At 60.1% G+C, this 25040-nt stretch carries 22 protein-coding genes and 1 tRNA gene; 15 read left to right on the top strand and 8 right to left on the bottom strand.

Going from position 1 to position 25040, the window contains the following annotated elements; genetic code table 11:
• The first annotated feature begins 1 nt into the window (after position 1).
• The 13 genes from BI344_RS06870 to cyoE all read left to right on the top strand — a co-directional run bounded on the left by BI344_RS06870 (position 2) and on the right by cyoE (position 13412).
• Positions 2-493, top strand: a complete 492-nt coding sequence (locus tag BI344_RS06870) for an aromatic-ring-hydroxylating dioxygenase subunit beta (RefSeq protein ID WP_139166913.1) — start codon at positions 2-4, stop codon at positions 491-493.
• Positions 494-557: 64 nt separating this feature from the next.
• Positions 558-1742, top strand: coding sequence for a CaiB/BaiF CoA transferase family protein (locus BI344_RS06865; protein WP_071112239.1), 1185 nt, complete (start codon positions 558-560; stop codon positions 1740-1742).
• A gap of 63 nt (positions 1743-1805) precedes the next feature.
• Positions 1806-3038 carry an MFS transporter gene (locus BI344_RS06860; protein WP_204378029.1) on the top strand — a complete coding sequence of 411 codons (1233 nt, stop codon included), beginning with the start codon at positions 1806-1808 and terminating at the stop codon, positions 3036-3038.
• Between the two features lie 16 nt (positions 3039-3054).
• Positions 3055-4035 carry a TauD/TfdA dioxygenase family protein gene (locus BI344_RS06855; RefSeq protein WP_071112238.1) on the top strand — a complete coding sequence of 327 codons (981 nt, stop codon included), beginning with the start codon at positions 3055-3057 and terminating at the stop codon, positions 4033-4035.
• A gap of 71 nt (positions 4036-4106) precedes the next feature.
• Complete coding sequence (locus tag BI344_RS22740; RefSeq protein WP_139166912.1) at positions 4107-4745, top strand: 2Fe-2S iron-sulfur cluster-binding protein; 639 nt, start codon at positions 4107-4109, stop codon at positions 4743-4745.
• Between the two features lie 51 nt (positions 4746-4796).
• Complete coding sequence (locus tag BI344_RS06845) at positions 4797-6149, top strand: MFS transporter (RefSeq protein WP_071112236.1); 1353 nt, start codon at positions 4797-4799, stop codon at positions 6147-6149.
• Positions 6150-6156: 7 nt separating this feature from the next.
• Positions 6157-7383, top strand: a complete 1227-nt coding sequence (pobA, locus tag BI344_RS06840) for a 4-hydroxybenzoate 3-monooxygenase (protein ID WP_241499269.1) — start codon at positions 6157-6159, stop codon at positions 7381-7383.
• A 321-nt stretch (positions 7384-7704) separates the two neighbouring features.
• Positions 7705-7781: transfer RNA gene (locus tag BI344_RS06835), tRNA-Met, on the top strand.
• 770 nt (positions 7782-8551) lie between these two features.
• The gene (gene cyoA / locus BI344_RS06830; protein ID WP_071112235.1) at positions 8552-9493 is read left to right on the top strand and encodes a ubiquinol oxidase subunit II; all 942 of its coding nucleotides are present in this window, start codon (positions 8552-8554) and stop codon (positions 9491-9493) included.
• Between the two features lie 6 nt (positions 9494-9499).
• Complete coding sequence (cyoB, locus tag BI344_RS06825; RefSeq protein ID WP_071112234.1) at positions 9500-11542, top strand: cytochrome o ubiquinol oxidase subunit I; 2043 nt, start codon at positions 9500-9502, stop codon at positions 11540-11542.
• 15 nt (positions 11543-11557) lie between these two features.
• Entirely contained in the window at positions 11558-12169 is a 612-nt protein-coding gene (gene cyoC, locus BI344_RS06820) for a cytochrome o ubiquinol oxidase subunit III (RefSeq protein WP_071112233.1), read from the top strand.
• Complete coding sequence (gene cyoD, locus BI344_RS06815; protein WP_071112232.1) at positions 12169-12489, top strand: cytochrome o ubiquinol oxidase subunit IV; 321 nt, start codon at positions 12169-12171, stop codon at positions 12487-12489. Before cyoC ends, cyoD begins: the two co-directional genes overlap by 1 nt.
• Positions 12490-12500: 11 nt before the next feature.
• Complete coding sequence (cyoE, locus tag BI344_RS06810; protein WP_071112231.1) at positions 12501-13412, top strand: heme o synthase; 912 nt, start codon at positions 12501-12503, stop codon at positions 13410-13412.
• 91 nt (positions 13413-13503) lie between these two features.
• Here cyoE and BI344_RS06805 read toward each other — a convergent pair whose 3' ends face one another.
• From BI344_RS06805 to tssJ, 8 genes are read right to left on the bottom strand one after another with little or no spacing between them, the layout of a single operon-like run.
• The gene (locus BI344_RS06805) at positions 13504-14055 is read right to left on the bottom strand and encodes an ankyrin repeat domain-containing protein (RefSeq protein WP_071112230.1); all 552 of its coding nucleotides are present in this window, start codon (positions 14053-14055) and stop codon (positions 13504-13506) included.
• A 1-nt stretch (position 14056) separates the two neighbouring features.
• Entirely contained in the window at positions 14057-15811 is a 1755-nt protein-coding gene (locus BI344_RS06800; protein ID WP_071112229.1) for a hypothetical protein, read from the bottom strand.
• Positions 15796-17046 carry a hypothetical protein gene (locus BI344_RS06795; RefSeq protein ID WP_071112228.1) on the bottom strand — a complete coding sequence of 417 codons (1251 nt, stop codon included), beginning with the start codon at positions 17044-17046 and terminating at the stop codon, positions 15796-15798. Before BI344_RS06795 ends, BI344_RS06800 begins: the two co-directional genes overlap by 16 nt.
• Positions 17046-19859, bottom strand: a complete 2814-nt coding sequence (locus BI344_RS06790) for a type VI secretion system Vgr family protein (protein WP_083370108.1) — start codon at positions 19857-19859, stop codon at positions 17046-17048. Before BI344_RS06790 ends, BI344_RS06795 begins: the two co-directional genes overlap by 1 nt.
• A 25-nt stretch (positions 19860-19884) precedes the next feature.
• On the bottom strand, positions 19885-20364 hold the full coding sequence (tssE, locus tag BI344_RS06785) for a type VI secretion system baseplate subunit TssE (protein ID WP_095210792.1): 480 nt from the start codon (positions 20362-20364) through the stop codon (positions 19885-19887).
• Positions 20361-21062: a type IVB secretion system protein IcmH/DotU gene (icmH, locus tag BI344_RS06780; RefSeq protein WP_071112227.1), complete on the bottom strand. Its 702-nt coding sequence runs from the start codon at positions 21060-21062 to the stop codon at positions 20361-20363. Before icmH ends, tssE begins: the two co-directional genes overlap by 4 nt.
• A gap of 7 nt (positions 21063-21069) precedes the next feature.
• The gene (gene tssK, locus BI344_RS06775) at positions 21070-22416 is read right to left on the bottom strand and encodes a type VI secretion system baseplate subunit TssK (protein ID WP_071112226.1); all 1347 of its coding nucleotides are present in this window, start codon (positions 22414-22416) and stop codon (positions 21070-21072) included.
• 44 nt (positions 22417-22460) lie between these two features.
• On the bottom strand, positions 22461-22958 hold the full coding sequence (gene tssJ / locus BI344_RS06770; RefSeq protein WP_071112225.1) for a type VI secretion system lipoprotein TssJ: 498 nt from the start codon (positions 22956-22958) through the stop codon (positions 22461-22463).
• A gap of 133 nt (positions 22959-23091) precedes the next feature.
• Between tssJ and BI344_RS06765 the strand changes: the two genes are divergently transcribed.
• A complete protein-coding gene (locus BI344_RS06765; protein WP_241499268.1) occupies positions 23092-24021 on the top strand; it encodes a M15 family metallopeptidase in 930 nt (309 codons plus the stop codon).
• A 33-nt stretch (positions 24022-24054) separates the two neighbouring features.
• Positions 24055-25040: type VI secretion protein IcmF/TssM N-terminal domain-containing protein (locus tag BI344_RS06760; RefSeq protein WP_277620429.1), on the top strand; the 986-nt coding region annotated here is incomplete at its 3' end.

Below are 25040 nucleotides of genomic sequence, written 5' to 3'. Positions count from 1 at the left end.
TATGACAATACCGTCAGATCGTTACTTGCTTGCCGCAGAGGTCGAGTATCTGTACGCGCATTATTGCGAAGCGCTGGATGAAGGGCGGATTGATCACTGGCCGAGCTTTTTCGTGGATGCAAGCCTGTATCGGATTACCACGCGCGACAATCTGGAACGGGACATGCCATTGAGCCTGGTTTTGTGCAAGGGGCAGGCAATGATCCGCGACCGCGCGCTGGCGTTGCAAAAAACCGTGATGTACCGCAATCGGTGCCAGCGCCGCATGTTGAGCGGCATTCGCGTGGTGGACGGCGATGTGGATGGCGAGGGAATGAAAACGCGCGCGTCTTTTCTGGTGTATGAGAGCGTGGGCGACGAACCGACCCGGTTGTTGGCAAGTGGTTGTGCCCACGATGTCGTAGTGAGGCAAGCGGGCGCGCTGAAGTTCAAGCAACGGTTGCTGGTGATCGATGCATCGGTGATGCCGGATTCGCTGGTATTCCCCATTTGAGCCGGCGGCGCGGTTTACAGGACGCGCCTTGCTGGACCTTAAGTTTGCAAAGAGGACTTTCCCCATGTCGTATCTGCCTCTGGAAGGGGTGGTGGTATTGGATTTGACGCGCCACCGCGCAGGACCGGTGACTTCCCGTTTGCTGGGAGATTTTGGTGCCACCGTCGTCAAGATCGACGCTCCCGCGGATTTGGGCGACAGCATGGGCGGCAGCCGGGAAGGTTTTGATTATCAAAATCTTCACCGAAACAAGATGAGTTTGTCCCTCAACCTGAAAAGCGAAGAGGGGAGAGCCATTTTCTACGAGCTAGTACGCAAGGCGGATGTGGTGTTGGAAAATTTCCGCCCGGAAGTCAAGCATCGGCTGGGCGTTGCCTATGAGACGGTGCGGGAGGTCAATCCCCGCATCGTCTACGGCAGCATTTCCGGCTTTGGTCAAAAGGGGCCATATCAGACGCTGCCTGCGGTGGATCAGACCATACAGGGCATGTCCGGCTTCATGTCCGTCACCGGCTTCCCAGGGCAGCCTCCTGTGCGCGCCGGAGCCGCGGTTGCCGACATCAGTGCCGGCATGGTGCTGTCCCAGGGGGTATTGATGGCGCTTTATCACCGCGAGCGCACCGGAGAGGGCCAGTGGGTGCATACCTCCTTGCTCGAATCGCTGGTCTCGATGCTGGATTTCCAGGTAGTGCGCTATTTGAGCACCGGTGAGTCGCCGCATGCTGCCGGCAATGATCATCCCACCTTGATGCCGACCGGCCTGTTCCCCACTCTGGACGGCCATGTCAACATCGCGGCGGCGGAAGATCAGAAGTTCCGCGCGTTGTGCGAGGTGTTGGGCATTCCGGAGCTCGCCTTTGAGCCGTTGTATGCGGATACGGCCCTGCGGTCCGTCAACCGGAAGGGGCTGTGCGAGATATTGTCGAGCAAGACGCGCGAGTACAGCAGCGCGGCGTTGCAACAGAAACTGAATGCTGCAGGAATTCCCTGCGGACCGATGTTCACGATCGCCCAGACCATGGAGGACGCGCAAATGCAATCGCTGCGTATGACCGAGGAAGGGCAGCATCCGCGTTTGGGCACCGTGCCTTTGCTTGGGCAGCCTTTGCATCTGGAGGGTTGCGGTGGCCGGCCAGAGGTTCGTTTTACCGCGCCTGACCATGGCGAGCATACCGATCGGATTCTGTCTGAGTGGTTGGGGATGGAGGCTTCCCGCATTAAGGATCTGCATCGGCAGGGCGTGGTGTGAGTGTCCGAGGCGGCCCGTTTCGGATCGCCGCGCCAACAGTTCAATTGCGATAGGAGCTTTCTCGTGTCCAATAGTGGTTCCGCTGTGCAGCAAACGGGTGCCGCAAGCAATATCTTTGTCGCGCTGGCTTTGTTGTGGCTGGCCGGCGCAGGCTTGCGTTTGACCATTCTGGCACCACCGCCGGTCATTTCTTTCATTCATGACGATCTGGGGCTGTCCGAGACGCAAATCGGCTTGCTGTCCGGCATTCCGGCCGCGCTGTTCGCCTGCGCGGCGGTGCCAGGATCGCTATTGATCGCCCGTTTTGGCGCATTCTCGACACTGATCATTGGTCTGCTGGTGACCGCGGCAGGCTCCATTCTGCGGGGGGCCGCACCGACAGCTTCCTGGCTGTATGCGGCGACCGCGGTCACCGGATTGGGTGTGGCTTTCATGCAGCCAGCCATGCCTTCGCTGGTGCGTGCCTGGGCGCCAAAGCGCATCGCGTTCGCCACGGCTGTTTATATAAACGGCTTGTTGATGGGCGAAGTGTTGCCGGTTGCGTTGACGCTGTCAGTCGTATTGCCGCTGGTCGGCAGCTGGCGCTTGGATTTTGCCGTGTGGGGCGCGGCTTGCGCGATTATCGCGGCGCTGATGTTCGTGTTCGCTCCCTCGTCCGACGCGCCGGCGCCGTCCACGCCGCGAAAATGGTGGCCTGATTGGCGCAACACGTTGGTTTGGCGGCTTGGCCTGATGATGGGATGCATCAACGCCACATATTTTTCCACCAATTTCTTCATCCCCCGATTCTTGCACGCCATCGGGCACGAGAGCGTGACCGGGCTGGCATTGACGGCGCTCAATCTTGGACAGATACCGGCCTCTATCCTCCTGTTGATGTTTGGCCGCGGACTGGAGCGTCGCACTTGGCCCTATGTCGGTTGCGGGCTGCTGTGTTTGCTAGCAGTGTTTTCTATCGTGCTGGGTAATGACTTGATGGTGGTGAGCGGCGCGGCGGCCGTCGGTTTTGCCTCCGCCATAGTGTTGATCATGATGCTGGCGCTGCCGCCGCAGTTGGCCGCATCGGATGATGTGCACCGAACCACTTCGGCCATGTTGACGATTGGCTACTCGTGCGCAGTCATCATCCCGGTTGTCAGCGGGCTGGCGTGGGATATTGCGGGCCGGCCGGCCATGGCGTTTGCACCGATCATCCTGTGTGCGTTGTCGCTGATTGTGATTGCCGCGACTACCTGCCCTCGTTTGGCCGCGGCGACCGCTCCGCTTGTCGGCGCAGGGCTTTCCTCTCATCCGTAAAAAAGAAAGCAATGATATGGTTAATGAAAGCAAGCTGGAGCAGAGCCTTCCCTTTCAGGTGCGCCGACTGAGCCGGTACTTTGTCGCAGAGGTGACCGGAGTGGACCTGAGCCAACCTTTGAGTCCGTCCTGTGCCCAAGCGCTGGCGGATACATTGGCCGAGCATGAGGTGCTTGTGTTCCCCAATCAGGATCTATCCCGCGAAGACCTGATGCGGTTTGGGCGGTACTTTGGCGAATTGACGGTGCATCCTTTTGCTGAAAACGACGAGAAGGTTCCGGAGTTGATCGTTTTCGATAATCAGGAAGGCAATCCTCCGGTGTTGACGGATCGTTGGCACTCTGACGAAACCTACCGTGAATGCCCGCCTTTGGGCACCATGCTCTATTCCAAGATTGTGCCGGAAATCGGCGGCGATACCTGCTTTTCCAGCATGAGCGCCGCTTATGAAGCGCTGTCCGAGCGCATGCAGCAATTCTTGTCGGGTCTGGAGGCAGTGCACGATTTCGCCTCGTTCAAGTATCTGTTCCCCGATACCGAAGAGGGCAAGCGCCAGCTGCGTGGCTGCGAAGAGCGCTTCCCGCCTATGAGCCATCCGGTGGTGCGCGTGCATCCGGTGACCGGGAAAAAGGCCTTGTTCGTCAATCCGCACTATACCCGCTTCATCAAGGGCATGGAGGAGAGGGAAAGCCGCGAGTTGCTGGATAGGCTGTTCCGCGCCACCTCTGTGCTGGAATACCAGTACCGCCATCACTGGCAGCCCAATACGGTTGTCTTCTGGGATAACCGTTCGGTGCAGCATGCTGCAGTACACGATTATTACCCGCAACGCAGGTTTATGGAGCGCGTGACGGTCAAAGGAGATCGTCCATTTGGCGCCGAGCCTGCTGCCAAGGCTGAGGAGTTGCGCAAGTTCAAGGTCGCTCAATATGACCATAACGATGCGCGCAGGGCTATTAGGCAGTTTGAGCGCGATCAAGAACCTCAGATTTCCTGATACCGCGTTGCGTTGGCGCGGATTGGTCCTGAAACGACAGTCTGCGCCGATTGTATTTCTTATGTCCGAAGATGGGCGAGATCAATATGCCGACCATTATTTTTGAAAATCCTCCAGAAAACCCGCAGACAGCACAGATAGCTGAAGGCACCTCATTGGCGAGTGCGTGCGATGTCTCGGGGGCGCCGGTTCCATTCCACTGTCGGCGCGGCAACTGCGGAACGTGTCGGGTTGCCGTGCTGGACGGGGCTGAGATGCTGGCGGTGGCTGATGCCCATGAGCGAAGCGTGCTGGCGGTATTTGGATTGTCTGCGCCAGCGCATCGACTCGCATGCCAAGTGCAAATGCTAGAAGGCGCGGGACAGATACGACTGCGTCCGCATGCGCCGCGCATGCCGCGTGCGAAGCTGTTGCGGGTGCCGCTTGTGCTGGACGCCAGGTCCGGGGGGTTCGTCGCGGATCTGTGCGATGAGCGCACCGGGGCAATCGTGATTTCTGGCATGTCGGAGCTTCAGGAGGAAGCGGTGGTGGTGGTTGAGTTCCAGGCAAGGGGGGAGGACCGTTCGCGCGAGGTGATCGCCCGCATTGTCGGCTACGAGGCCAGTGCAATCCCAAACGGATATGATGTCGCGCTTGAGCTTCTTGAACATGACGCGCTGTTAACCGAGTTGTTCCAGGCGCATGCGCCGGCAACATCCAATGGATATTAATATGCATACGGGCGGGCTTCCTACAACCTGTATCCGGCAGGAGACATCATCATGGATTTGAAAGGCTCGGTCGATCTACAACATCTTATCGATAGCCGACGGTTTTCACCCTATCAATGGCTGTTGTTGACGTTGTGTTTCTTGATTGTCGTTCTGGATGGTTTTGATACTGCCGCAATCGGCTATATTGCGCCGTCGCTCATCACCGATTGGGGCGTTACGCGTCAAGCGTTGGCTCCTGTGATCAGCGCAGCGTTGTTCGGCCTAGCAGCAGGAGCCATTTTCGCCGGCCCCTTGGCTGACCGTTTCGGACGAAGAATGGTGCTGATCGTATCGGTCCTGTTTTTTGGCGGCTGGAATCTCGTTACGGCAACCGCTGACTCCATCCAGTTGCTGACGGCTTATCGTTTTGCTACAGGCTTGGGCTTGGGAGCGGCCATGTCTAATGGGTTGACACTGATTGCGGAGTTCGCGCCAAGTAAAAGGCGTGCGCTGCTAATGAGCATCGTGTTCTGTGGCTTTCCCGCGGGCGCGGCTTTGGGCGGATTGTTTGCGTCATGGCTGATCCCCGCCTACGGCTGGCGCAGTGTCTTGCTGGTGGGGGGCTGGGCGCCTTTGGTTCTTGCGGGCTTGCTGCTGCTGTGGCTACCTGAGTCTGTGCGTTATATGCTGATGAGCGGCAAGCCGATGGAAAAAGTGTTTCGGACGATGGCGCGCGTCATGCAGGATCCATTGCACGGCATACAGCGACTCACCTGTGTAGAGGATAAGCCAGTCTCTGGGCATTCGGCCATCGGCCAGATCTTGTCGAGAGATTATCTGTTGGGCTCGCTGATGCTATGGCTGACTTATTTTATGGGTTTGCTGATTTTCTACTTGCTGACCGGGTGGATGCCCTTGTTGATGAAAGACGCTGGCTTCACCACCAGCAAGGCGGTGTTGTTGACGGCGCTTTTCCCATTGGGCGGCGCCATTGGCACGGTGATTGCCGGTTGGCTGATGGACAAGCTCAATCCCCGGCGTGTCGTGATGACAACCTTTCTATTGACTGGGGTTTTGCTGTTCTCCGTAGGAAGAGCGCATGATCTAGAGCTGTTAAGCCTGTTGATTTTCCTGGCTGGCGGCACGATGAATGCCGGGCAAACTTCCATGGGCTTCCTGGCTGCCGATTTCTACCCTACGCATTGCCGCGCCACAGGCATGTCCTGGATGTTGGGATTTGGCCGATTTGGCGGTATTTTCGGGGCTTTGATTGGCGCCGAGCTAATGAGCTGGCAATTGGGTTTTTCCGGTTTTTTTGGTCTGCTGGCTATCCCCGCGATGATTGCTGTGTTGGCTTTGGCCGTGCTGCAGGCCAATTACGCGCGTAGAGGAGCCGGCAAGATCATGATGTCTGAAGGCTGATGGCGAGATGCTAGAAAACTCCCACGCAATGGCTTGTCGAGAGATCACGTGCAAACTGGCCATTATCGGTGCCGGGCCATCTGGATTATTGCTTGGCCAGCTGTTGCAGCAGGCCGGCATCGATAACGTCATTCTTGAAAAGAAAAGCGCAGAATACGTGCAAGGCCGCATCCGGGCCGGAGTGTTGGAGCAAGGGACGGTGGATCTGTTGCGAGAGGCTGGGGTAGGGCATCGCATCGACATGGAGGGCATTGTCCATGAAGGTTTGGAGCTGGTGTTTGACTCATCGCGCGATCGTATCGATCTAAAGAGGTTGACTGGTGACGGTTCGGTGATGATCTATGGCCAAACCGAAGTGACGCGAGACCTGATGGAGGCTCGGCGCGCAAGCGGCGGTGCGAGCTTTTATGAGGCCGAGCATGTTCAATTGCATGATGTCACGGGAGTGCAGCCATACGTGACGTTCACGCATGAGGGCCAGCCATTTAGATTAGCGTGCGAGTACATCGCGGGATGCGATGGCTATCACGGCATGTCGCGTCATTGCATTCCAAAGGAAATCTTGACCGAGTATGAGCGCGTCTATCCATTCAACTGGCTAGGCTTGTTGTCGGATACGCCGCCTGTGCATCACGAATTGGTCTATGTCAATCATGAGCGCGGCTTTGCCTTGTGCAGCCAGCGCTCCGCCTCGCGCAGCCGTTATTATTTGCAAGTGCCGCTTACCGACAGGTTGGACGATTGGCCGGACTCCAGGTTTTGGGACGAGTTGAAAAGGCGGTTGCCTCAAAGCTTGGCGGAGCGCCTGATTATTGGCGCATCATTAGAGAAAAGCATTACTCCGCTGCGCAGCTACGTGGCGGAGCCGATGCAATATGGAAAATTGTTCCTGGTGGGCGATGCTGCGCATATCGTCCCCCCCACCGGTGCCAAAGGACTGAATCTGGCAGCCAGCGATGTCTGCACCCTATACCGTATTCTGAAAAAGGCTTACCACGAAAACCGAGTGGATCTGATTGGGCGATATTCCGACATTGCCTTGCGTCGGGTATGGAAAGCCACTCGTTTTTCATGGTTTATGACCTCGCTGCTGCATACGTCCGTCACCCCGGATCATGCAGCTTTTGAGAGAAAGATGCAGCGGGCTGAATTTGATTACTATATGAATTCGGCTGCGGGGCTTAAATCCATTGCTGAAAATTATATAGGTCTGCCATATGATCTTGTTGAGTAAGCTTCAAGGTCTGCATAGTCGCGGATGATGCCAGCGTTTTCTGCCGCTGCTTTTCGGCACAGCATTGGCGTGATATGAACCAGGGCCGCGGTGGGGGGGTAAAGCCACTGAGCCAACCCCTGGCTGGGAGTCGAAGCGTTAGCCGGCGTTGACGGAGTTTATTCACTCGATTGGCATTTTCAAAATCTGCATAAGCGGGAGCGGCTGCGCTGGGGTCGTATTCCCGCATGAGTGCGAGTCTGCCTGGAGCCCGCTGGTAAAAATAGTTTAAGCTCTTCTATTGACGTAAATGTAAAGTTAATTTATGATGCATTTCTCTGACGCGGGGTGGAGCAGTCTGGTAGCTCGTCGGGCTCATAACCCGAAGGTCGTAGGTTCGAATCCTGCCCCCGCAACCAAGTTTCAGAAAAAAGCCGAATCGACAACGATTCGGCTTTTTTGCGTCTGCTCGGGATGGGCGATGATCGAGCGGACAGCCACTCGGTTGTTATTGGAATATTGTTGCGTCATTCCATGGCTTCTCATGGGAAAGTTGTGCGAATTTCGCGCAATTTTTCAGCGATATTTTTACTGGCGGCGCAATGAATTGTTCTGTGGTATGCAAATCCATTTTTGTGAGGATATTTTTTGTAACAATTTGCAACACATGGTTTGCGCGGATCACGTTAAGCACATTGTCCTAAACCATTGTCTCTGCTACAGATTTGCCGATTCCTCGTTATTGACCAGGATCAATCGTGTTGCATATCCGGTGGGGGGAGGGTTTGATCCTGATCAAGGCTCTTGAAATATCAGGCAAAACTGTTTTTAATACGCCCGCCCGGTGCATGTCGCCGGGCAGATGTTGTGTTGCCGAACCCCTGTCTTCCCGCGCCTTCGCCGGCGTTTCACTCGGACAGTAAGCGTTCTGCCGTCACGTCATCGCCCGGAAGCGATTGTGGAGTCGCTTCCAATCCGGAGTGTATCCGCCGTGGAAACGGATGCGCGCCGTTCACTCGTGGAATCCGCGAGCCCTGAAAGTCTGTTGTTTTGCCCGGCTCCGCCGGCCTCGACCCGCAAGGGAGGAGGAGGAGGCCCGGCGCGAACATTTCGCTGGCGTTGGAGCATGGCTCGCAACGCCTGTTGCGCATCGGCGCGTTGAAGGATTTTTAACCCGAAAAGTCGTAAGATGAGAAACCATAGACCCTCCCGCCTGATGTGGGGGCTCTCTCCTGTGGTGGTTGCCCTGCTTTCGGGATGCCAAGGCGGCATTCTCGATCCCAAGGGCCATATCGCCGCAGAGCAGAAGTCCCTGATCATTACGGCAACCGCGCTGATGCTGCTGGTGGTGATCCCGGTAATCGTAATGACCCTGGTATTCGCCTGGAAGTACCGCGCCAGCAACAAGGACGCCGCTTACGAACCGAAATGGTCGCACTCGACCAAGATCGAGATCGTGGTCTGGCTGATTCCCTGCGTCATCATCGCCTTCCTGGCGACGCTGACCTGGAAGAGCACGCACGAGCTGGATCCCTACCGTCCGCTGCAATCGGACAAGAAGGCGATCGAGGTTCAGGTGGTGGCCCTCAACTGGAAATGGTTGTTCATCTATCCGGAACAGCAGATCGCTTCCGTCAACGAGCTGGTGTTCCCGACCGACGTGCCGGTGAATTTCAAGATCACTTCCGACGCGGCGATGAATGCTTTCTTCATCCCACAGCTGGGTGGCCAGATCTACGCGATGGCCGGCATGCAGACCCAGTTGCACCTGGTCGCCAACGAGCCGGGCACCTACAAGGGTTTCTCCTCCAACTATAGCGGCGCCGGCTTCTCCGGCATGAAGTTCAATGCCATCGCCACCAAGACCCCGGCCGAGTTCGACGCTTGGGTAGCCAAGGCGAAAGCTTCTGGCCAAACCTTGGACGCGCCGGCCTACCTGCAGTTGCTCAAGCCTAGCGAGAACAACCCGGTGGCCCACTACGCTTCAACCACGCCTTACCTGTTTGAAGCCGTCGTGCACAAGTACATGGCCGGTCGTCCGTCGCTGGCCGACAGCGATGACGCCATCAAGCTGGCCAAAATGACCAAAGAACTGTGCGCAGCCATCACCCCGCCGGTTGTCAAGGAGTAACGATTGATGTGGTTAGGTAAACTGACTCTGGACGCGATTCCGTACCACGAGCCCATCATCATGGGGGCGCTGTCCGGCGCCGGCCTGATGGGCATCGTGCTGTTCGCGTTGATCACCAAGTTCGGCAAGTGGGGCTATCTCTGGAAAGAGTGGATCACTTCGGTTGATCACAAGAAAATCGGCGTGATGTATATCATCGTCGCCATGATCATGCTGCTGCGCGGCTTCGCCGACGCGCTGATGATGCGTACCCAGCTGGCGGTGGCCACTGGCGGCAGCCACGGCATTTTTCCGCCGGAACACTACGACCAGATCTTCACCGCCCACGGCGTGATCATGATCATCTTCATGGCCATGCCGTTCATGACTGGCCTGATGAACATCGTGGTGCCGCTGCAGATCGGCGCGCGCGACGTGGCTTTCCCCTTCCTGAACTCGCTGAGCTTCTGGCTGCTGGTTTCGGCGGTGATCCTGGTCAACCTGTCGCTGGGCGTGGGCAATTTCGCCCGCACCGGCTGGGTGGCCTATCCGCCGCTGGCCGAGCTGGGCTTCAGTCCTGACGTCGGGGTGGATTACTACACCTGGGCCTTGCAGATATCGGGCATCGGGACGACGCTGACCGCGATCAACTTCCTGGTGACCGTGATCAAGATGCGCGCCCCGGGCATGAAGCTGATGGACATGCCGATCTTTACCTGGACCTGCACCTGGGCCAACGTGCTGATCGCCACCTCGTTCCCGATTCTGACCGGCGCGCTGGCGATGCTGAGCCTGGACCGCTATCTGGGCTTCCACTTCTTCACCGCGGAAGCCGGCGGCAACGCCATGATGTACCTGAACTTGTTCTGGGCTTGGGGCCACCCCGAGGTTTACATCCTGGTTCTGCCGGCATTCGGCATCTTCTCGGAAGTGGTTTCCACCTTCTCCGGTAAGCGCCTGTTCGGCCACAAGTCGATGATCTACGCCAGCGGCGCGATCTCGGTGCTGGGCTTCATGGTATGGCTGCACCACTTCTTCACCATGGGCTCCGGCGCCAATGTGAACGCCTTCTTCGGCATCGCCACCATGATCATCTCGATCCCGACCGGCGTGAAGCTGTTCAACTGGCTGTTCACCATCTACAAGGGCCGCCTGCGCTTTGAAACCCCGATCCTGTGGACGCTGGGCTTCATCGTCACCTTCTCCATCGGCGGGATGACTGGTGTGCTGCTGGCTGTGCCGGGCGCCGACTATGTGCTGCACAACAGCCTGTTCCTGATCGCCCACTTCCATAACACCATCATCGGCGGCGCGGTGTTCGGCTATCTCGCCGGCGTGTCGTTCTGGTTCCCGAAGGTATTCGGCTTCAAGCTGAATGCCAAGCTGGGCAAGGCTTCGTTCTGGTTCTGGCAGCTCGGCTTCATGTTCGCCTTCATGCCGCTGTACGTGCTGGGCTTCCTGGGCATGACCCGCCGACTGAACCACACCGACAACCCGGCCTGGGAGCCGTGGCTGTACATCGCCGCCTTCGGCGCGGTGCTGATCGCCATCGGCATCGGCTGCCAGCTGCTGCAGATCGCTGTCAGCATCCGCGACCGCAAGAAGCTGGTGGACGAGACCGGCGACCCGTGGAACGGCCATACCCTGGAATGGTCCACTTCCTCGCCGGCGCCGTTCTACAACTTCGCCAAGCTGCCGCAAGTGCATGACATCGACGCCTTCACCGACATGAAGGAAAAGGGCATCGCTTACGCCGTGCCGAAGTCGTACGAGCCGATCCATATGCCGCGCAACACCGCTGTAGGCCTGTACATCGGCGGTTTCACCACCGTACTGGGCTTCGCGCTGATCTGGCATATCTGGTGGATGGCCATCGTCGGCCTGGTGGGCATCGTCGGCTGCATGCTGGTGCGCGCCTACGACAACGACCTGGACTACTACGTGCCGGCGGAAGAAGTGGAAGCCATCGAGCGCGCCCGCTTCGAGAAGCTGGGCATAGATGTGGACAACTACACCGAGCGTGATCAGACCAAGCCGAAGAAGGCTGCGCGTCCGACCACCACCGTGTAAGAGGCTGGATCAAACATGACGACTTATGTAGAGCAAGCGCACGACGCGCATGACGACCATGAGCACCACGACAGCGGTTCGCAGACCGTGCTGGGCTTCTGGTTCTATCTGATGACCGACTGCATCCTGTTCGCGACGGCGTTCGCGGCGTACGCAGTGCTGTTCCGCAATGTGGCGGGCGGCATTTCCGGCAAGGAAATCTTCGAGCTGCCGTACGTGCTGGTGGAGACTGCGGCGCTGCTGCTGTCTTCCATCACCTACGGTTTCGCGATGATCGCTGGCCACAAGGGCAACAAATCGGCAGTGCTGGGCTGGCTGGCGGTGACTTTCCTGTTCGGCGCCGCGTTCATCGGCCTGGAAATCAATGAATTCCACCACCTGATCGCCGAGGGCCACGGCCCGCAGACCAGCGCCTTCCTGTCGGCATTCTTCGGCCTGGTGGGCCTGCATGGCCTGCACGTGACCGCAGGCCTGCTGTGGATGGGCGTGATGATGCTGGAGGTGGCCAAAACCGGCCTGACCGGCCGCGCCATGACCCGCCTGAACTGCCTGTCGCTGTTCTGGCACTTCCTGGACATCGTGTGGATCTGCGTGTTCACCGTTGTGTATCTGAAAGGAGCCATGTGATGAGCCAAGCGCATGCGCACAACAGCCACGGCAGCGTGAAAAGCTACGCCATCGGCTTCCTGCTGTCGGTGATCCTCACCGCCATCCCGTTCTGGATGGTGATGAGCGGCGCGCTGACCAAGCAGGCCACTTTCATCGGCATCTTCGCGTTCGCGGTGGTGCAGATCATCGTGCACCTGAAGTATTTCCTGCATCTGGACTTCAGCAAGGAAGGCAAGCTCAACAGCATCTCCTTCCTGTTCACCGGCATGGTGATCGTGCTGCTGGTGGGCCTGTCGATCTGGATCATCTACACCGCCGACGCGCTGATGATGCGCTGAGTGAGAACGCCTTGAAGCTCAAGCGTTATTTTCAGGTCACCAAGCCGGGCATCATCTTCGGCAATCTGATCTCGGCCGCCGGCGGTTTCCTGCTGGCGGCGCAGGGTCCGGTTGACTGGCTGCTGCTGCTGGCCACGGTGGCCGGCTTGTCGCTGGTGGTGGCCTCCGGCTGCGCCATCAACAACTGCATAGACCAGGACATCGACGCCAAGATGGCCCGCACCCAGAAACGGGTGCTGGTCACCGGCGCGATGAGCACCAAGGCCGCGCTGACGCACGGCCTGGTGCTCGGCCTGGCCGGCTTCTACACGCTGTGGCGCTGGACCAATCCGCTGGCCTTCGCCTGTGTGATGTTCGGCTTCATCATCTATGTGGGCGTGTATAGCCTGTACATGAAGCGCAACTCGGTGTATGGCACCCTGGTGGGCAGCCTGTCCGGCGCGGTGCCGCCGGTGGCCGGCTACTGCGCCGTCACCGGCCGCTTCGACATGGGCGCCTTGATCCTGCTGGTGATGTTCAGCCTGTGGCAGATGCCGCACTCCTACGCCATCGCCATCTTCCGCTTCAAGGACTATGAAGCGGCCGGTATCCCGGTGCTGCCGGTGGTCAAGGGCATCTCCAAGGCCAAGCAGCAGATCGTGCTGTACATCCTGGCCTTCGCGGTGGCGACCGTGATGCTGGTGCTGGGCGGCTATGCCGGCTACGGCTACCTGGCGGTGGCTTGCGCCACCAGCCTGTGGTGGCTGAAGATGGCGCTGTCGGGCTACAGGCGGGAAACCGACGATCGCGCCTGGGCGCGGCAGGTGTTCTTCTTCTCCATCATCACCATCACGTCTCTTTCCGTGATGATGGCGTTGGACGGGCAGACGCCCAAGCCGGGCGGCAGGGTGGTGATGACCGCGGACGCCGGCAGCTACCGCTAGATCGATACCGTTCCATGCCAAACGGGGAGCAGCTTGCGCTGCTCCCCGTTTTTGTTTGGCCGCCGGCAAGCCGGCTAGGCAGGCCTGCCGGTCATGGTTTCTTCAGCGCGGCGCGCATCGCGGCCTGGCGCTTGGCCGGCAGCTTGCCGACATAGTCGATGGCCTGATGGCCATATTTGTCGGTATCGGTCAGCGAGGCGCCTTGGGCCACCAGATAGGCGGCTATGGCGGGCGTGGAGTCCAGCACCGCAGCCATCAGCACGGTGATTTCGCTGGTGCGGGTGGCGGCGTTGACGTCGGCGCCCTTGGCTACCAGATCTTGGACTATGCCCAGATCCTTGCTGGACACCGCGTAGAACAGCGGGGTGTTGCCATCGTAGCCGTCGACGTTGGCGTTGGCGCCGGCTTGCAGCAGTGCCTCTACAGCTGCGCGGTTCTTCGCATCGATGGCGTAGACCAGCGGGGTCTTGGAAACGTCGTCAAGCGACTGCTCGAGGTCGCAGTGCTTGCTGTGGATATAGTCGGCGACAGCCTGCGCGCCTGCCTGGCGAACCAGCGCCTGCCAGTCATCCTTGTCGCAGGCGGCCAGCGCGTGCTGCGTCAGCAGCAACGCGCCTATGCCGATCAGGAATTTGATTCTCATCTCAGAAGCTCCGGAAAGTTTTCACCCAGGTATCGTAAGGACGGCTGCGCTGAGGCGGAAAATAGGTCCACGGCGTGTAGTGCAGTTTGGCGTATTCAGAGGCGGTGCGCGGCGTGTACCGATAGCCTTCCTTCATCGCCACGACCTCGTCCTCGCTGACTGAGGCCCCGCCGCTGCCCACCGCTGCGACTTCGTGGGAATTGGGGTCGAAGTTGATTTTGAACGAAGAGAGCTTTTTCTTGCCGTCGTCGAACTGTTTGCGATAGGTCTGGGCCGACTTGTTGATCGACTGCTCTACGCCCATGGATGTTGGATCGCCGCCGGGGCCGACGCCCATCAGCTTGTTGTAGCGGCCGTTCTTGGCCCAGCCCTGTTCCTGCTTCATCGTCGCCAGCAGCACCTTGGGGTTCAGCTTGTAGTTTTGAGCCGCCTTGTAAAGCAGCTCATCAGCCTTGTAGGTATCCACCAGCACTGGATTGTTGTTCTTGAGGATGCTGGTGATCTGTTCCAGCGTCAGCGCGTTGCAGTCCTCGAATTCATCATCCGGTATCGGCGTTTCCAGCGGGTTGCGATTCTTGGGCACCTCTATCTTGGAAACCGGCTTGCGTTGTTTGTTGTGATGCTTGTGGCTTTTGGCTTGGGTGTTCGTTATTTCGGGTTGGCTCTGCTCCGCGTCCGGGCGCGCCAGGCCGTCGCACAGCACTTTGGGACTGATGACGCACATATATTTGTGGAATGCGCTTTCCTTGGCCTGCACCGGAGGCAGTTGCTTGCTGTCGCCCACTGGGCCCTGCAGCTTGACATTGATCTTGTCTTTGGGATCGTGGCCGTACAGCGCGCCGGTGTCGCCGTCGTGATCGGTCTTGCCGCTGATAGTCTGGTCGCCATGGCGGATTTCATACCAGACATTGATCATAGGCTGCAGGATGCGATCCAGAAATTTGACTTGGATCTTGGTTTCATCGGCGATCTGGTGGCCGTCGACCAAGGCATAGACCACGGGCCGCTTGCCATCGGTCGACGGCTTGGCGATAAGCTCGTTGTTGATGGTGCCTGCCAGGCTGTAGTCCTGCTCGAGGATTTTCAACAGCCGGATATAGTTGTCCAGGCCTTTTACCGTCTGGCAGCCTTCGCTCCAGTTGCTGGTGCGGTTGTTGGGGCCTTCTCCGCCGTAATGGATGTTGTGCTCGTTGGTCGCGGTGGGCGCATCCGGCTTGTCCGGATTGAAGTCGTACTCGGGCGCTTTGGCGCTGCCAGTGTTCTGGGCGTGGAAGGCAAGTCCTTTGACGATGCGCAGCGCCCGATAGTTGTGGCGTTGGGCAAAGCGATGCGTCTGCTCCATTTCCTCCAGGCTGGCATGCGAGTGATAGGACGACATCTTGTGATTGCCCAGCCGGTACTGGTACAGGCCGTTGATCAGCACCCGGCCTGCCAGTTGCCCGTTGCTTTTGCTGTAAGGCTCGGTGTTGAAGTCGAATTCGGCCACCTTCTTCTGGCCGGACGCGTTTTTATAGACGACGAACAGCGTGTCGTCGAATACCTTGTTGCTATCCTTGACTACCTTGCCTTTGGCGAACCCCCGCGCGCCTATCAGGTTGATCCTGCCGCTGTCGGTTTCAAAGGAGAAGCCGGCGACGTTGTTTTTGCCGTTGGCGGCGGCATGGTGCTCGAACACACGCTGCAGGATGTCGTACTTCTGCTCTTCGGTATATTTGCCGAAGTCGAAATCCTGGTATTTTTCTAGCGGATCGCCCATTGTGCCTCCTGGCTGCCGGTAGGCCCGTACACGCTCAACTGGTAGCCGCTATTGGCCGGGGTGAACTGCAACCGAGAGTAGGCGAAAAAGAAATAGGCACTGTCCTGCGGTTGCAGATAGGCCTTGCCGAGGCCATCGGTGCGGTTTGCCAGAAATGCCTGGGTCAGCGTCAGACCGGATAGCGCCCGCAGTTCGCCACGCGAGTTCTTGCTCAGGATCAGTTCGTTGTTCGCCACGTCGGCGGCTGCCAGGCGCATGCGTTTCATGCCGTTCTGGCGGGTGGAGTGGGCGTCGCGCAAGGCCGTGGTGAGCGGCACCTGATATTCCTGCGTGGCTGGGTCCTTGCGGGTGAAAATGATGTCGTCTATGCCCTGGTCGGCCTGGCCTTGCTGCAGTTTCGGCGCGGGGCCAGCGCATGGATGGTTCTGCAGCCGGGGCCAGGCGTTCTTGTCGGTGTAGGAGAGACAGTATTGGTTCTCGCTCAGACTATGTGCGGCGGCATCCAGATTGTGAGCGATGTACTGCGATAAGCCATATTCAGGCGAATTCCGACTGGCCTGTCGATCCAGCAGCCTGAGTTTGCTGATGGCGGTGTCGGTATATTTGGCGCCGGCTTCGATGGAGGGGATCTCCAGAGTGATCTTGGCGACTTTGGCTCCGCTGGCGTTGAGCAGCAGCAGGCGCTCGGAGGTGTTCAGGGCATTGTCCGACTTGCCGGTGATTCTATCCTCAGACGGATCGTTGAAAGCCACGGTTTTCAGTTCTTTTTGCAACTGAGGAAACGAGTATTCCCGCGCGTGGTAGGCCAGCGAGAAGCGGCGCGTTTCAAATGGCTTGTCTTCATGCGGGCGGTACAGGCTGACCAACACGCTCTTGGGCGAGGCGTTCTGGAACTGGGTGGCGGCCGACTTGAGGTATCCGGGAGTCAGGGCGATGGCGAACAGCGAGCTCGGCTGAGCCAGCGTCAGCGTCAAGACTGCGGGATTTTTGATTTCAGAGGAGCGAGGATATCGTTCTTCGGCATGGAACACCCAGGCTTTGGCCGGATCCGGATCGAAAAGATTCTTCGCTGAATACTGGTTGGGTGCCGCTCCGGCCAGCGTCTGGCTGGAGTGGATTTGCAGCGTATTCCAGCCCAGCGCCGCGGTGGTGTCTTCCGGCTGGTTGGCCGCGCCGGCGCGAAAGGCGGGCAGCGCGAGCGCGCCAATCAGGACAAGAGCATATCGTTGATTCATTAAAGGATTTCCCATTCGCCCGACCCGATCAGGGCCTTGATGTTGTTGATGCCTGGCAGGTGGATGCGCTCGGTTTGGCCGCTGCCGTCCAGGGCGCCGCTCGCGAGTTTTTTGCCAGTGTCGGCGGAGTAGTAAACGTATTTCTTGCCGCTGAGTTCTGGGTGCGCTTGGGTAAGCAATTGGGCATCGATCTGCTCGGTGCAGACGATCTTTTTGTACTGCGGTTGTGCCCAGTCCATGCGGGCAGGTCCGTCCAGCGTGTGGCTGGCGCCTTTCACCGTCACCTGGCCCGGCGCATGGACTTCGATATTGCCGCCCTTGATTCGGATATAGGCTCCACCTGCGGTCAGCAGGATTTCGTCGCCAGCATTGACAATTATCTTGTCCTTGCAGGAGGTGATGGCGACATCCTGATCCGCCGTGATCTCCATCGCGTCGCTCTGCGCCTGGATCTGCACCTTGCCCTTGGCCGCGATCAGCTTCAGCGCCACCTTGTCTTTCACCCCGGCCACGAACAGGCTGATGTGCTGGCCGACGTTGTGCAGCCAGCGTCGCCCCGTCGTGTGGTTGGCATCGCGCTGGGCGACGAGGTTCAGGTTGCTGCCGGCGAATAGCGTCTGGCTTTGCTCGGTCAGGGAGGCGATGCCGGCCGGGCCGGACAGCACCAGCAGCGGCTGTCGGCCGGCTTGCTCTTTCGCCGTTTTGCCGTCTTTGTCGGTATTGCTGCCGGCTTCCCAGGCCTTCAGCGCGTCGACGTGGTGTTGCAGGTGGCCGTCCGGCTTTTTGCCGGTTTTGGCGTTGTCCGGGCCGATTTCGTCGGGGCCGGTTTCCATCGTATCCGCCAGCTGGCCAGTGGCGGTTTCGGCCAGCGCCTGGCTGAGGGAGAGGGCGGCGTCGAGCTGGCTCTGGGCGTGCTCGCGCGCCAGCTGTTTGCCCCCAGCGCCGTTCTGCGCTTCGGTGGACAGCAGCAGGCCGTGCGCGGCGCGGATGGCGCCGTGCTGGTCGGTTCTGAGCTCGAAGCCTTCGCCGCGCGGCGTCGCCTTGCCGTTGCTGCGCGGCTGGGTCAGGAAGCCCTGGTTCAGTTGGGTCTTGCCGGATTCGGAACTGAGTTTGGCGCGCACTTCGCCGGGGGTATCGTCGAACAGCAGCTCGTTGTAGCCGCCGCCCTGGTGTTCTTTGCTCTTGATGCCGGACAGCGTCTTGTTGGCGGGGAGCGAGCCGGCGCCGCTGAAGTCGGGCGTCGGGTGGCTGCCGTTGTACAGCACGCCGGTGATCACCGGCCGGTCGATGTCGCCTTCGATGAAGTCGACCAGCACTTCCTGACCAATGCGCGGGATGAACTGGTGGCCCCAGCCGGCGCCGGCGCTGGGCATGGCGACGCGCAGCCAGCATGACGACTTGTCGTCGAGTCCGGCGCCGATGGTCGGGTGTTCGTCCGGCCGCTGCCAGTGGAACTGCACCTTGATGCGGCCCTGTTGGTCGGTGTGGACGTCTTCGCCCGGCGGACCGACCACGGTGGCGGTCTGCACGCCCAGGCTGGTCGGCTTGGCCTGCGCGGTGTGGGCGTAGGCCGGGGTCAGCGGAATGCCTCGGCGCTGGGCCTGGAGCGTGGTGGCGAACGGCGCGGCCTGGGCGCCGGCGGTCACGGCGGCGTCGCTCTCCAGCCCCAGGGCCAGCAGCCCGGGCGCGGACTGGTTCAACTGGCGGGTGAGGTCGGCCGGCAGGTTGTTCTGGGCGCGCAAGGTCTGGCCGGTGACCACGAATTCGCGCTGTTCGGCACTGTCGGCCTGGTGCGCCGGGTGGTCGTCGAGGCGGAACCACTGGCCGGCGGTCAGGCCGCGGACCGAGCCTGTGCCTTCGAATTGTTTGGCCTGCAGATCGTGCGCCTGCTGGCGCAGCTGGGCGTAGCGGGACAGCTGGTCGGCGTCGCCGGCGTAATACAGGCCCTGGGCGTCGTAGTCCTGCAGGCTGGATTGCAGCGCGCCGCCGCCCTGGCCCTGGTCGATCTGGCTGCTGTCGCCGGTGTGCCGGGTGGACACCGGCTGGTAGTCGAAGCTGGCCAGCGCCACCTGGCCGGGCACAATCTGGCGGCTGCTGTTCCAGCCGGTGAGGCCGTCCTCCTCTTCGGTGGCGTCACTGCGGTGGAAGCGCACGCGTTCGAGCGGGGCGGGCGGCAGGCTGTAGGCGTCGTCGAACACCACCAGCTTGACCTGGGGACTGTCGCCGTCGATATGCTCGAAGCGCCAGGCGTAGCCTTCCTCGTGCAGCAGGCGGACGATGAAGTCGTAGTCGCTCTCGCGGTATTGCAGGCAGTAGCTGCGCGGCGACGCCGGGCCCGCCTGGATCTGCAGCGCCTGCCCCCGGGCGAAGGCGGGGTTGGCGGCCTGGTGTTCCCGCAGGATCTGCTGGACGATGTCCGGCACCGTCAGGTCCTGGAACACCCGCGAAGTGCGGCGGTGGCGCAGCAGCGCGAACGGCGGCTCCACCGTGAGGCCATACTTGGCGAAACCGCCGTCCGAGCCTAGCAGCCGCGCTTGCGAGACCACGCCGCAGCGCACCGTCTCCACGCCCTGGGCGTCGGCGATGCCGATGCGGGCCGGCTGGCCGAGCAGGGTCTTGAGTTCGATGGCGCCATCGGGCGACAGGCAGGTCAGGGTGAAGCGGTACGGTTTGGACACCCCTTCCTCGCCGTCCAGGCTTTGCGGCAGCAACTGCTCGGCCGCGATGTGGCCGTCGCCCAGGCCGAGGGTGAGCAGGCGGTGGTCCTGGCTGAAGGCGGAGGCGAAGCTGGCTAGCAGGCTGGATATGTCCATGATCGAACCGATAAGAGGCTGTTAGTCAGCCGTGTACTTTGTATACGTTGGAGGACAGCTGCAGCGTGGCGTCAAAGGTCACCGGCGGGCGGTGCGGGTGCACCTTGAGCACGGCGTCGACGCGGAAGCGCAGATGGCGTTCCATCTCGCGGGGGGCATCCAGATTGACGCGTACCCGCGACAACCTGGGTTCGTGCAGTTCTATCGAGCGGCGCAGTTGCTCGCGCAGCACTTCGCGGTCGTCGGGGTTGAGCAGGCTGATGCCGGACAAGTCGGGAATGCCGTAGCTGAGCAGGCTGTCGCGCGAGAGCGGGAAGGATTCGAACAGTTCGTCCTGCGGCATCAGCCGGGTGTTGAGCAAGGCTTCCAGATCGCGCGCCAACGCCTGCTTGAACTGCGACAGTTCAAACAGGCTGATGGCTTCGGTGTGGCTCAGGTCGGGCGCGTCGTCCAGCAGCCTGTCCAGCACCGAAGGCAGGATTTGCGCGTGGCGGTTGCCGCTCATAGCCCGAATACGGAGGCAGCCTGGCGGGCCAGCATCCAGCGGAAGGCGACGAAGATGCCGGCGCCGACGATGGCCAGCAGCGCGAAGTACAGCCACAGCGGCAACTCATGGCGGACAAAGGCCTGGAAGCGCTGCGGCAGCTGCCAGTTGGGCGCGAACTCGGCCTTGCCGCCCCGGATCTGCTGGATTTCCTGGCTCAGCTTGTGGATCAGATAGCCCAGCTTCTCTTCGCCTTCCAGCAGGTATTTGCCCTGGAAGCCCAGCAGCAGGCAGGTGTAGAACACTTCCAGCGCCTCGATGTTTTCCGCGGGCGCATTGCGCAATTGTTCGAGGCGATTGAAGAAGCCTTCGCCGGCCAGGTGCTCGCCGAACAGGCGCAACTGCAAGGGCATCCGTTCCCATTCGTCGCGCAGCGCGAAGTCGGACGACAGGATGATTTCGTCCATCAGCGCGCAGAAAGCGTATTTGGCGTGGGAGATGGCGTTGCCATCCTTGCCGAAGTTGCGGGCGTTGCGTTCGAACTGGCTGAGGAAGTGGTCGACGCGGCGGTTGAACTCCACCGCGCTGCTGGGGGCGTTGCCTTCCTTCAGCAGGAACAGCAGGTAGATGCCGTCCTCCAGCATCTCGCGCAGGCTGGGCGCGGCGGGGGCGGCGACGGCCATGGCGCGTTCCGCGGTTTGGGTGCTTGCTTGGTTCATGTCGGTATTAGCGGAAGACCGCGATCAGTTCGATGGAAATATTGGCCAGGGTTTGCGGCACGTAGATGCAGACGCTGCGCGATTGCAGCATGCGGCTGTAGATCTCGCTGCCCGGCTCCAGCGCGAAATAGTGGTTACCCACCCGCACCGGAATGGCCGACGGCGTTTGCGCCGAATGGACCAGGCCGACGCCGCGCATCGCCGAGTTGAGAATGCGCTCGACGTCGTCCGGCGCGCCGATCTTGAGCTTGAGCGGCACGTTGTCGAGGATATGGCTGGCCGGCTGGTCGCTTTGCACCGATAGGTAGAAGTCGACGTTGTCCAGCAGCCGGTCGCTCTCCAGCCGGCCGATATGGAAGGACGGCCGCGGCGAATGCAGCGGGATCACCTTGTAGCGGGCCGACACCACGGTTTCCAGCAGTTCGCGGATCTGCAGGTCCAGCTGCGGGAACACCTGGTGCAGCTGCTCGTGGCGGTAGGCCGGGATGTCCGACAAGGTATACAGGGTGGCGAAGGTTTGCAGCTCGCCGCAGAACTCGGCCAGCGCCATGTACAGCTCTTCCGGGTGCAGCGGCTGGCATTGCGACAGGTGGCGCAGGCGGGCGAAATTGCGGTTGACGGTGTGCAGCAGCCAGAACGAGCTGATGTCGGCCGAGCCGAACTCCATCACGCTCTTGGCGCGTTCGCGGTGGGCGCCGGACAGCGCCTGGCTCTTCACCAGCAGGATGTCCAGCAACCGGCGCAACATCTGCATCATCTCGCTGGAGCCTTCGATCGCCAGCAGCGGCGGCAGGAAGTCCTTGCCGACGCCCCATTGGCCGGTGGCGTCTTTTTCCAGCCGGCACAGCGGGATGGCATCGTAGCCATCGCGGTTTTCCTCTTCCAGCATCAGCTTGATGTCCAGCTGCAGGGTGGAGAGGTCGGCTGCCAGCGCCTGGGTGTACAGGTCGGACACTTCGCTGTGATCGCTGTGGAAGCGGGTGGGGCGGGCGCTGGCCTCGCCGCTGCGGCTATTGCCGCCATAGGGCTGCAGTTGCGCCAGGCAGGCGTACAGCGTGGTCTTGATGCCGAGCTGCGGCATGGCGGTCAGGTCGCGGCTCAACGGCAGCGGCGCGTGGCTGGGCGCCTGGTACAGCGCGCCGTCGCGGAACAGCGCGGTCAACTCGTCGACGCGGACGATGCCGCCTCTGAGCGCGGCCTCGTCCAGTGTCAGCTTTTGAATGCCCCAGACATGGCGATGCGTCAGCTGCAACAGGCTGGATTGAGTCTGCTCCTGGAATAGCGCCTGTTGCTGAAAATGCTGCGGGCGAAGAAACATGCCTTCGCCCCATAATATTCTTTGTGCATGAAGCATTGCTGCTTGAACCTTGGCTTGGTTTTGAAATGATGCCCGCTATTCTAGTTGCGCGCGGCGGAACAATCGACTGCGCCGGTATTGGGTTGGTCCGGCAATGGAATGGCTTCAGGTTTGATCGCCTTTAAATAGCAGTCGTCGACTTTGAATTTAAGATCCTTGCTGCGGACTCTGCCGGCGTCGTAAAGCAGACGCCAGAAATGGGGATTCGGCTGACGGAAATAGCCGATCACGCCAACATAATTGGCATCTTCCAGAACCGTCATATCCAGTTCCTGCTTACCGCCCGGAACAAATATCAACTCCTTGCTGGATAATACCGAAGCGCCGATCACATCTGAAATTGGTTTGCCACTGGCCAAAAGGTCAGGTGTGAGTAATTTGAATCCTTGATCCGACTTCAGCTGGTAAACCTGTACTACGACGGACAATGATTTGCCATGTTTGTCGCGATTCAGCGCAGCGCTGGCCTCACTGCTCAGCGTGATATTCTTCGGACCCGCGCAGCCGCTGAGCAAGGGCAGCGCCAGCGCTGCGATCATCAAGCAAGTTTTTTGCCAGTGCTTAGTTAAATCCATATAATCGACACCTGAAATAAGACGACATCCAACGGTTAATTCTAAAGATTTTGCTTGTCTCTGCTTGTGAGCGCCTTGTCAAATTAGACGCCGGCACTTGACTTCTTTACAAATCAAATCAAGCATATCGCGTAATTTGCTGGTTCATCAATCGTTTGTATCAAAAATTCCAATGACGTTAATCGTGCCACTGGTGGTGGCTTGCATCGTATTGCTTTTGTTTTGGCTTGGTTGGCGATATTTCCTTGGCGGAGCAAGGCTCCAAGTCGAGCAGGCACCGATTGCGATCCCGTCGAATCCGACCTTCGTTCCGGTGGAGGACATCCGGTCCGATGCGGCTCCGTCGCGTTTGCCCGGCGCGGCATCCGCCGCGCGCGGATGGTTGCAAAACCGCTGGTTGCTGTGGATGGTCCCGCTGCTGTCCTTGTCACTGGTGGGAGGAGTTGTGGCAATTACGCTGCACTTTGGCGGCTACCATCAGGATTCGAAGTTCATCCCGAATGAATATGCTCATGGCAATCAGATCAGGCAGGCGCTGCTTGAGGAAAAGCTGGTTCCGCCTCCACCGTTGCCGCCCGAGGCTTTCATAGACGCGGTGGCGGAAAAGCCGTCTCTGGCTTTGGACAAGGCCGACCGCGACTGGAGCAAGATGGACCCCGCTTTCGTGCAGGACGTGTTGCGGGTGATGGAGAAAATGAAGGCGCGCGGCTTCCCGATGGTGCTGCTGGAGGGATTCCGCAGCGCCGAACGGCAGAACCGGCTGGCCGGCGGCAGCGTCAAGGTTACCCAGGCCAAGGGTGGGGAGAGCAAGCACCAATATGGACTGGCCGCAGATCTGGCGCCGGTCCGCAACGGCAAGGTGGTGATCTCGGAACGGGATCCGTGGGCAATGCAGGCCTATACCGCGCTGGGCGAGGAGTCGAAGGCCGCCGGCTTGGGATGGGGCGGGGTGTGGAGCTTCCGCGACTACGGCCACGTCGAACGCGCAGGCTCCTTGCGAGCCTTGCTGGCGCACAAGAACAAATAATTGTCTTTTGGCTTTTAAGGGAAGGTGAATTCGGTGTTTAACAAAGGTTGGCTACGCAATGCCAAGGTGGCGTCCGCCATCGGGTTCTTGATCCTGATCGCCCTGATCTGGTGGCTAGGGCCCTGGCTGGGGCTCAAGTCGCTGGAAGCGCGCTTGGGATGGATCGTCGTGGTGATGATCGTATGGGTGCTGGCCTTGCTGATCGGCCAGGTGCTGGCGCGCCGCGCCGGCGGCTTGCTGGAGGGGATGCTGCGGCGCCAGGCGGACGAGGCGGTGATCAACGCCAGCGCTGACAAGCGCGCCGAGGTCACCCTGCTGCGCCAGCGCATGCTGGGCGCGATCGACACCCTGAAGAAATCCAATATCGGCACCGCGCGCGGCAGCGCGGCGCTGTACGAGTTGCCTTGGTACATGATCATCGGGCATCCGGCGGCGGGCAAAAGTTCCGCCATTCTGCAATCCGGCCTGAGCTTCCCCTTCAGCGACAAGAGCGGCATCCAGGGCGTGGGCGGCACCCGCAACTGCGACTGGTTCTTCTCCACCGAGGGCGTGCTGCTGGACACCGCAGGCCGCTATGCCACCGAGAGCGAAGACCGCGGCGAATGGCTGGCCTTCCTCAAGCTGCTCAAGCAATACCGTTCCAAGGCGCCGGTCAACGGCATCATGGTGGCGATCAGCCTGCCGGAGCTGGCGCAGCACAATAGCGAGGGCTTCGTCCTGTACGCCCGCCAGGTGCGCGAGCGCATCCACGAGGTGTGCAACACCTTTGGCCTGATGGTGCCCATCTACCTGGTGTTCACCAAGCTTGATCTGCTGGGTGGTTTTGCCCAGTTCTTCAACGAGGCTGGCGAAGAGGCGCGCTCCCGCGTCTGGGGCGCCACGCTGTCGGCTGACCAGGGCACCGGTTTCGACGCCTCCGCCGTGGTGTCGCAGCAGTTCGATCAGCTGTACCGCGGCCTGGTGCAGGCCGGCGAGGAAAAGCTGTCGCAGGCGCGCGGCGATGCGGTGAAGTCGGCCCA

The organism is Chromobacterium sphagni (genome assembly GCF_001855555.1).
Classification (GTDB): Bacteria; Pseudomonadota; Gammaproteobacteria; order Burkholderiales; family Chromobacteriaceae; genus Chromobacterium; species Chromobacterium sphagni.
The sequence above is the reverse complement of the archived record's forward strand: the minus strand, read 5'-3'. Positions and strand labels throughout refer to the sequence as shown.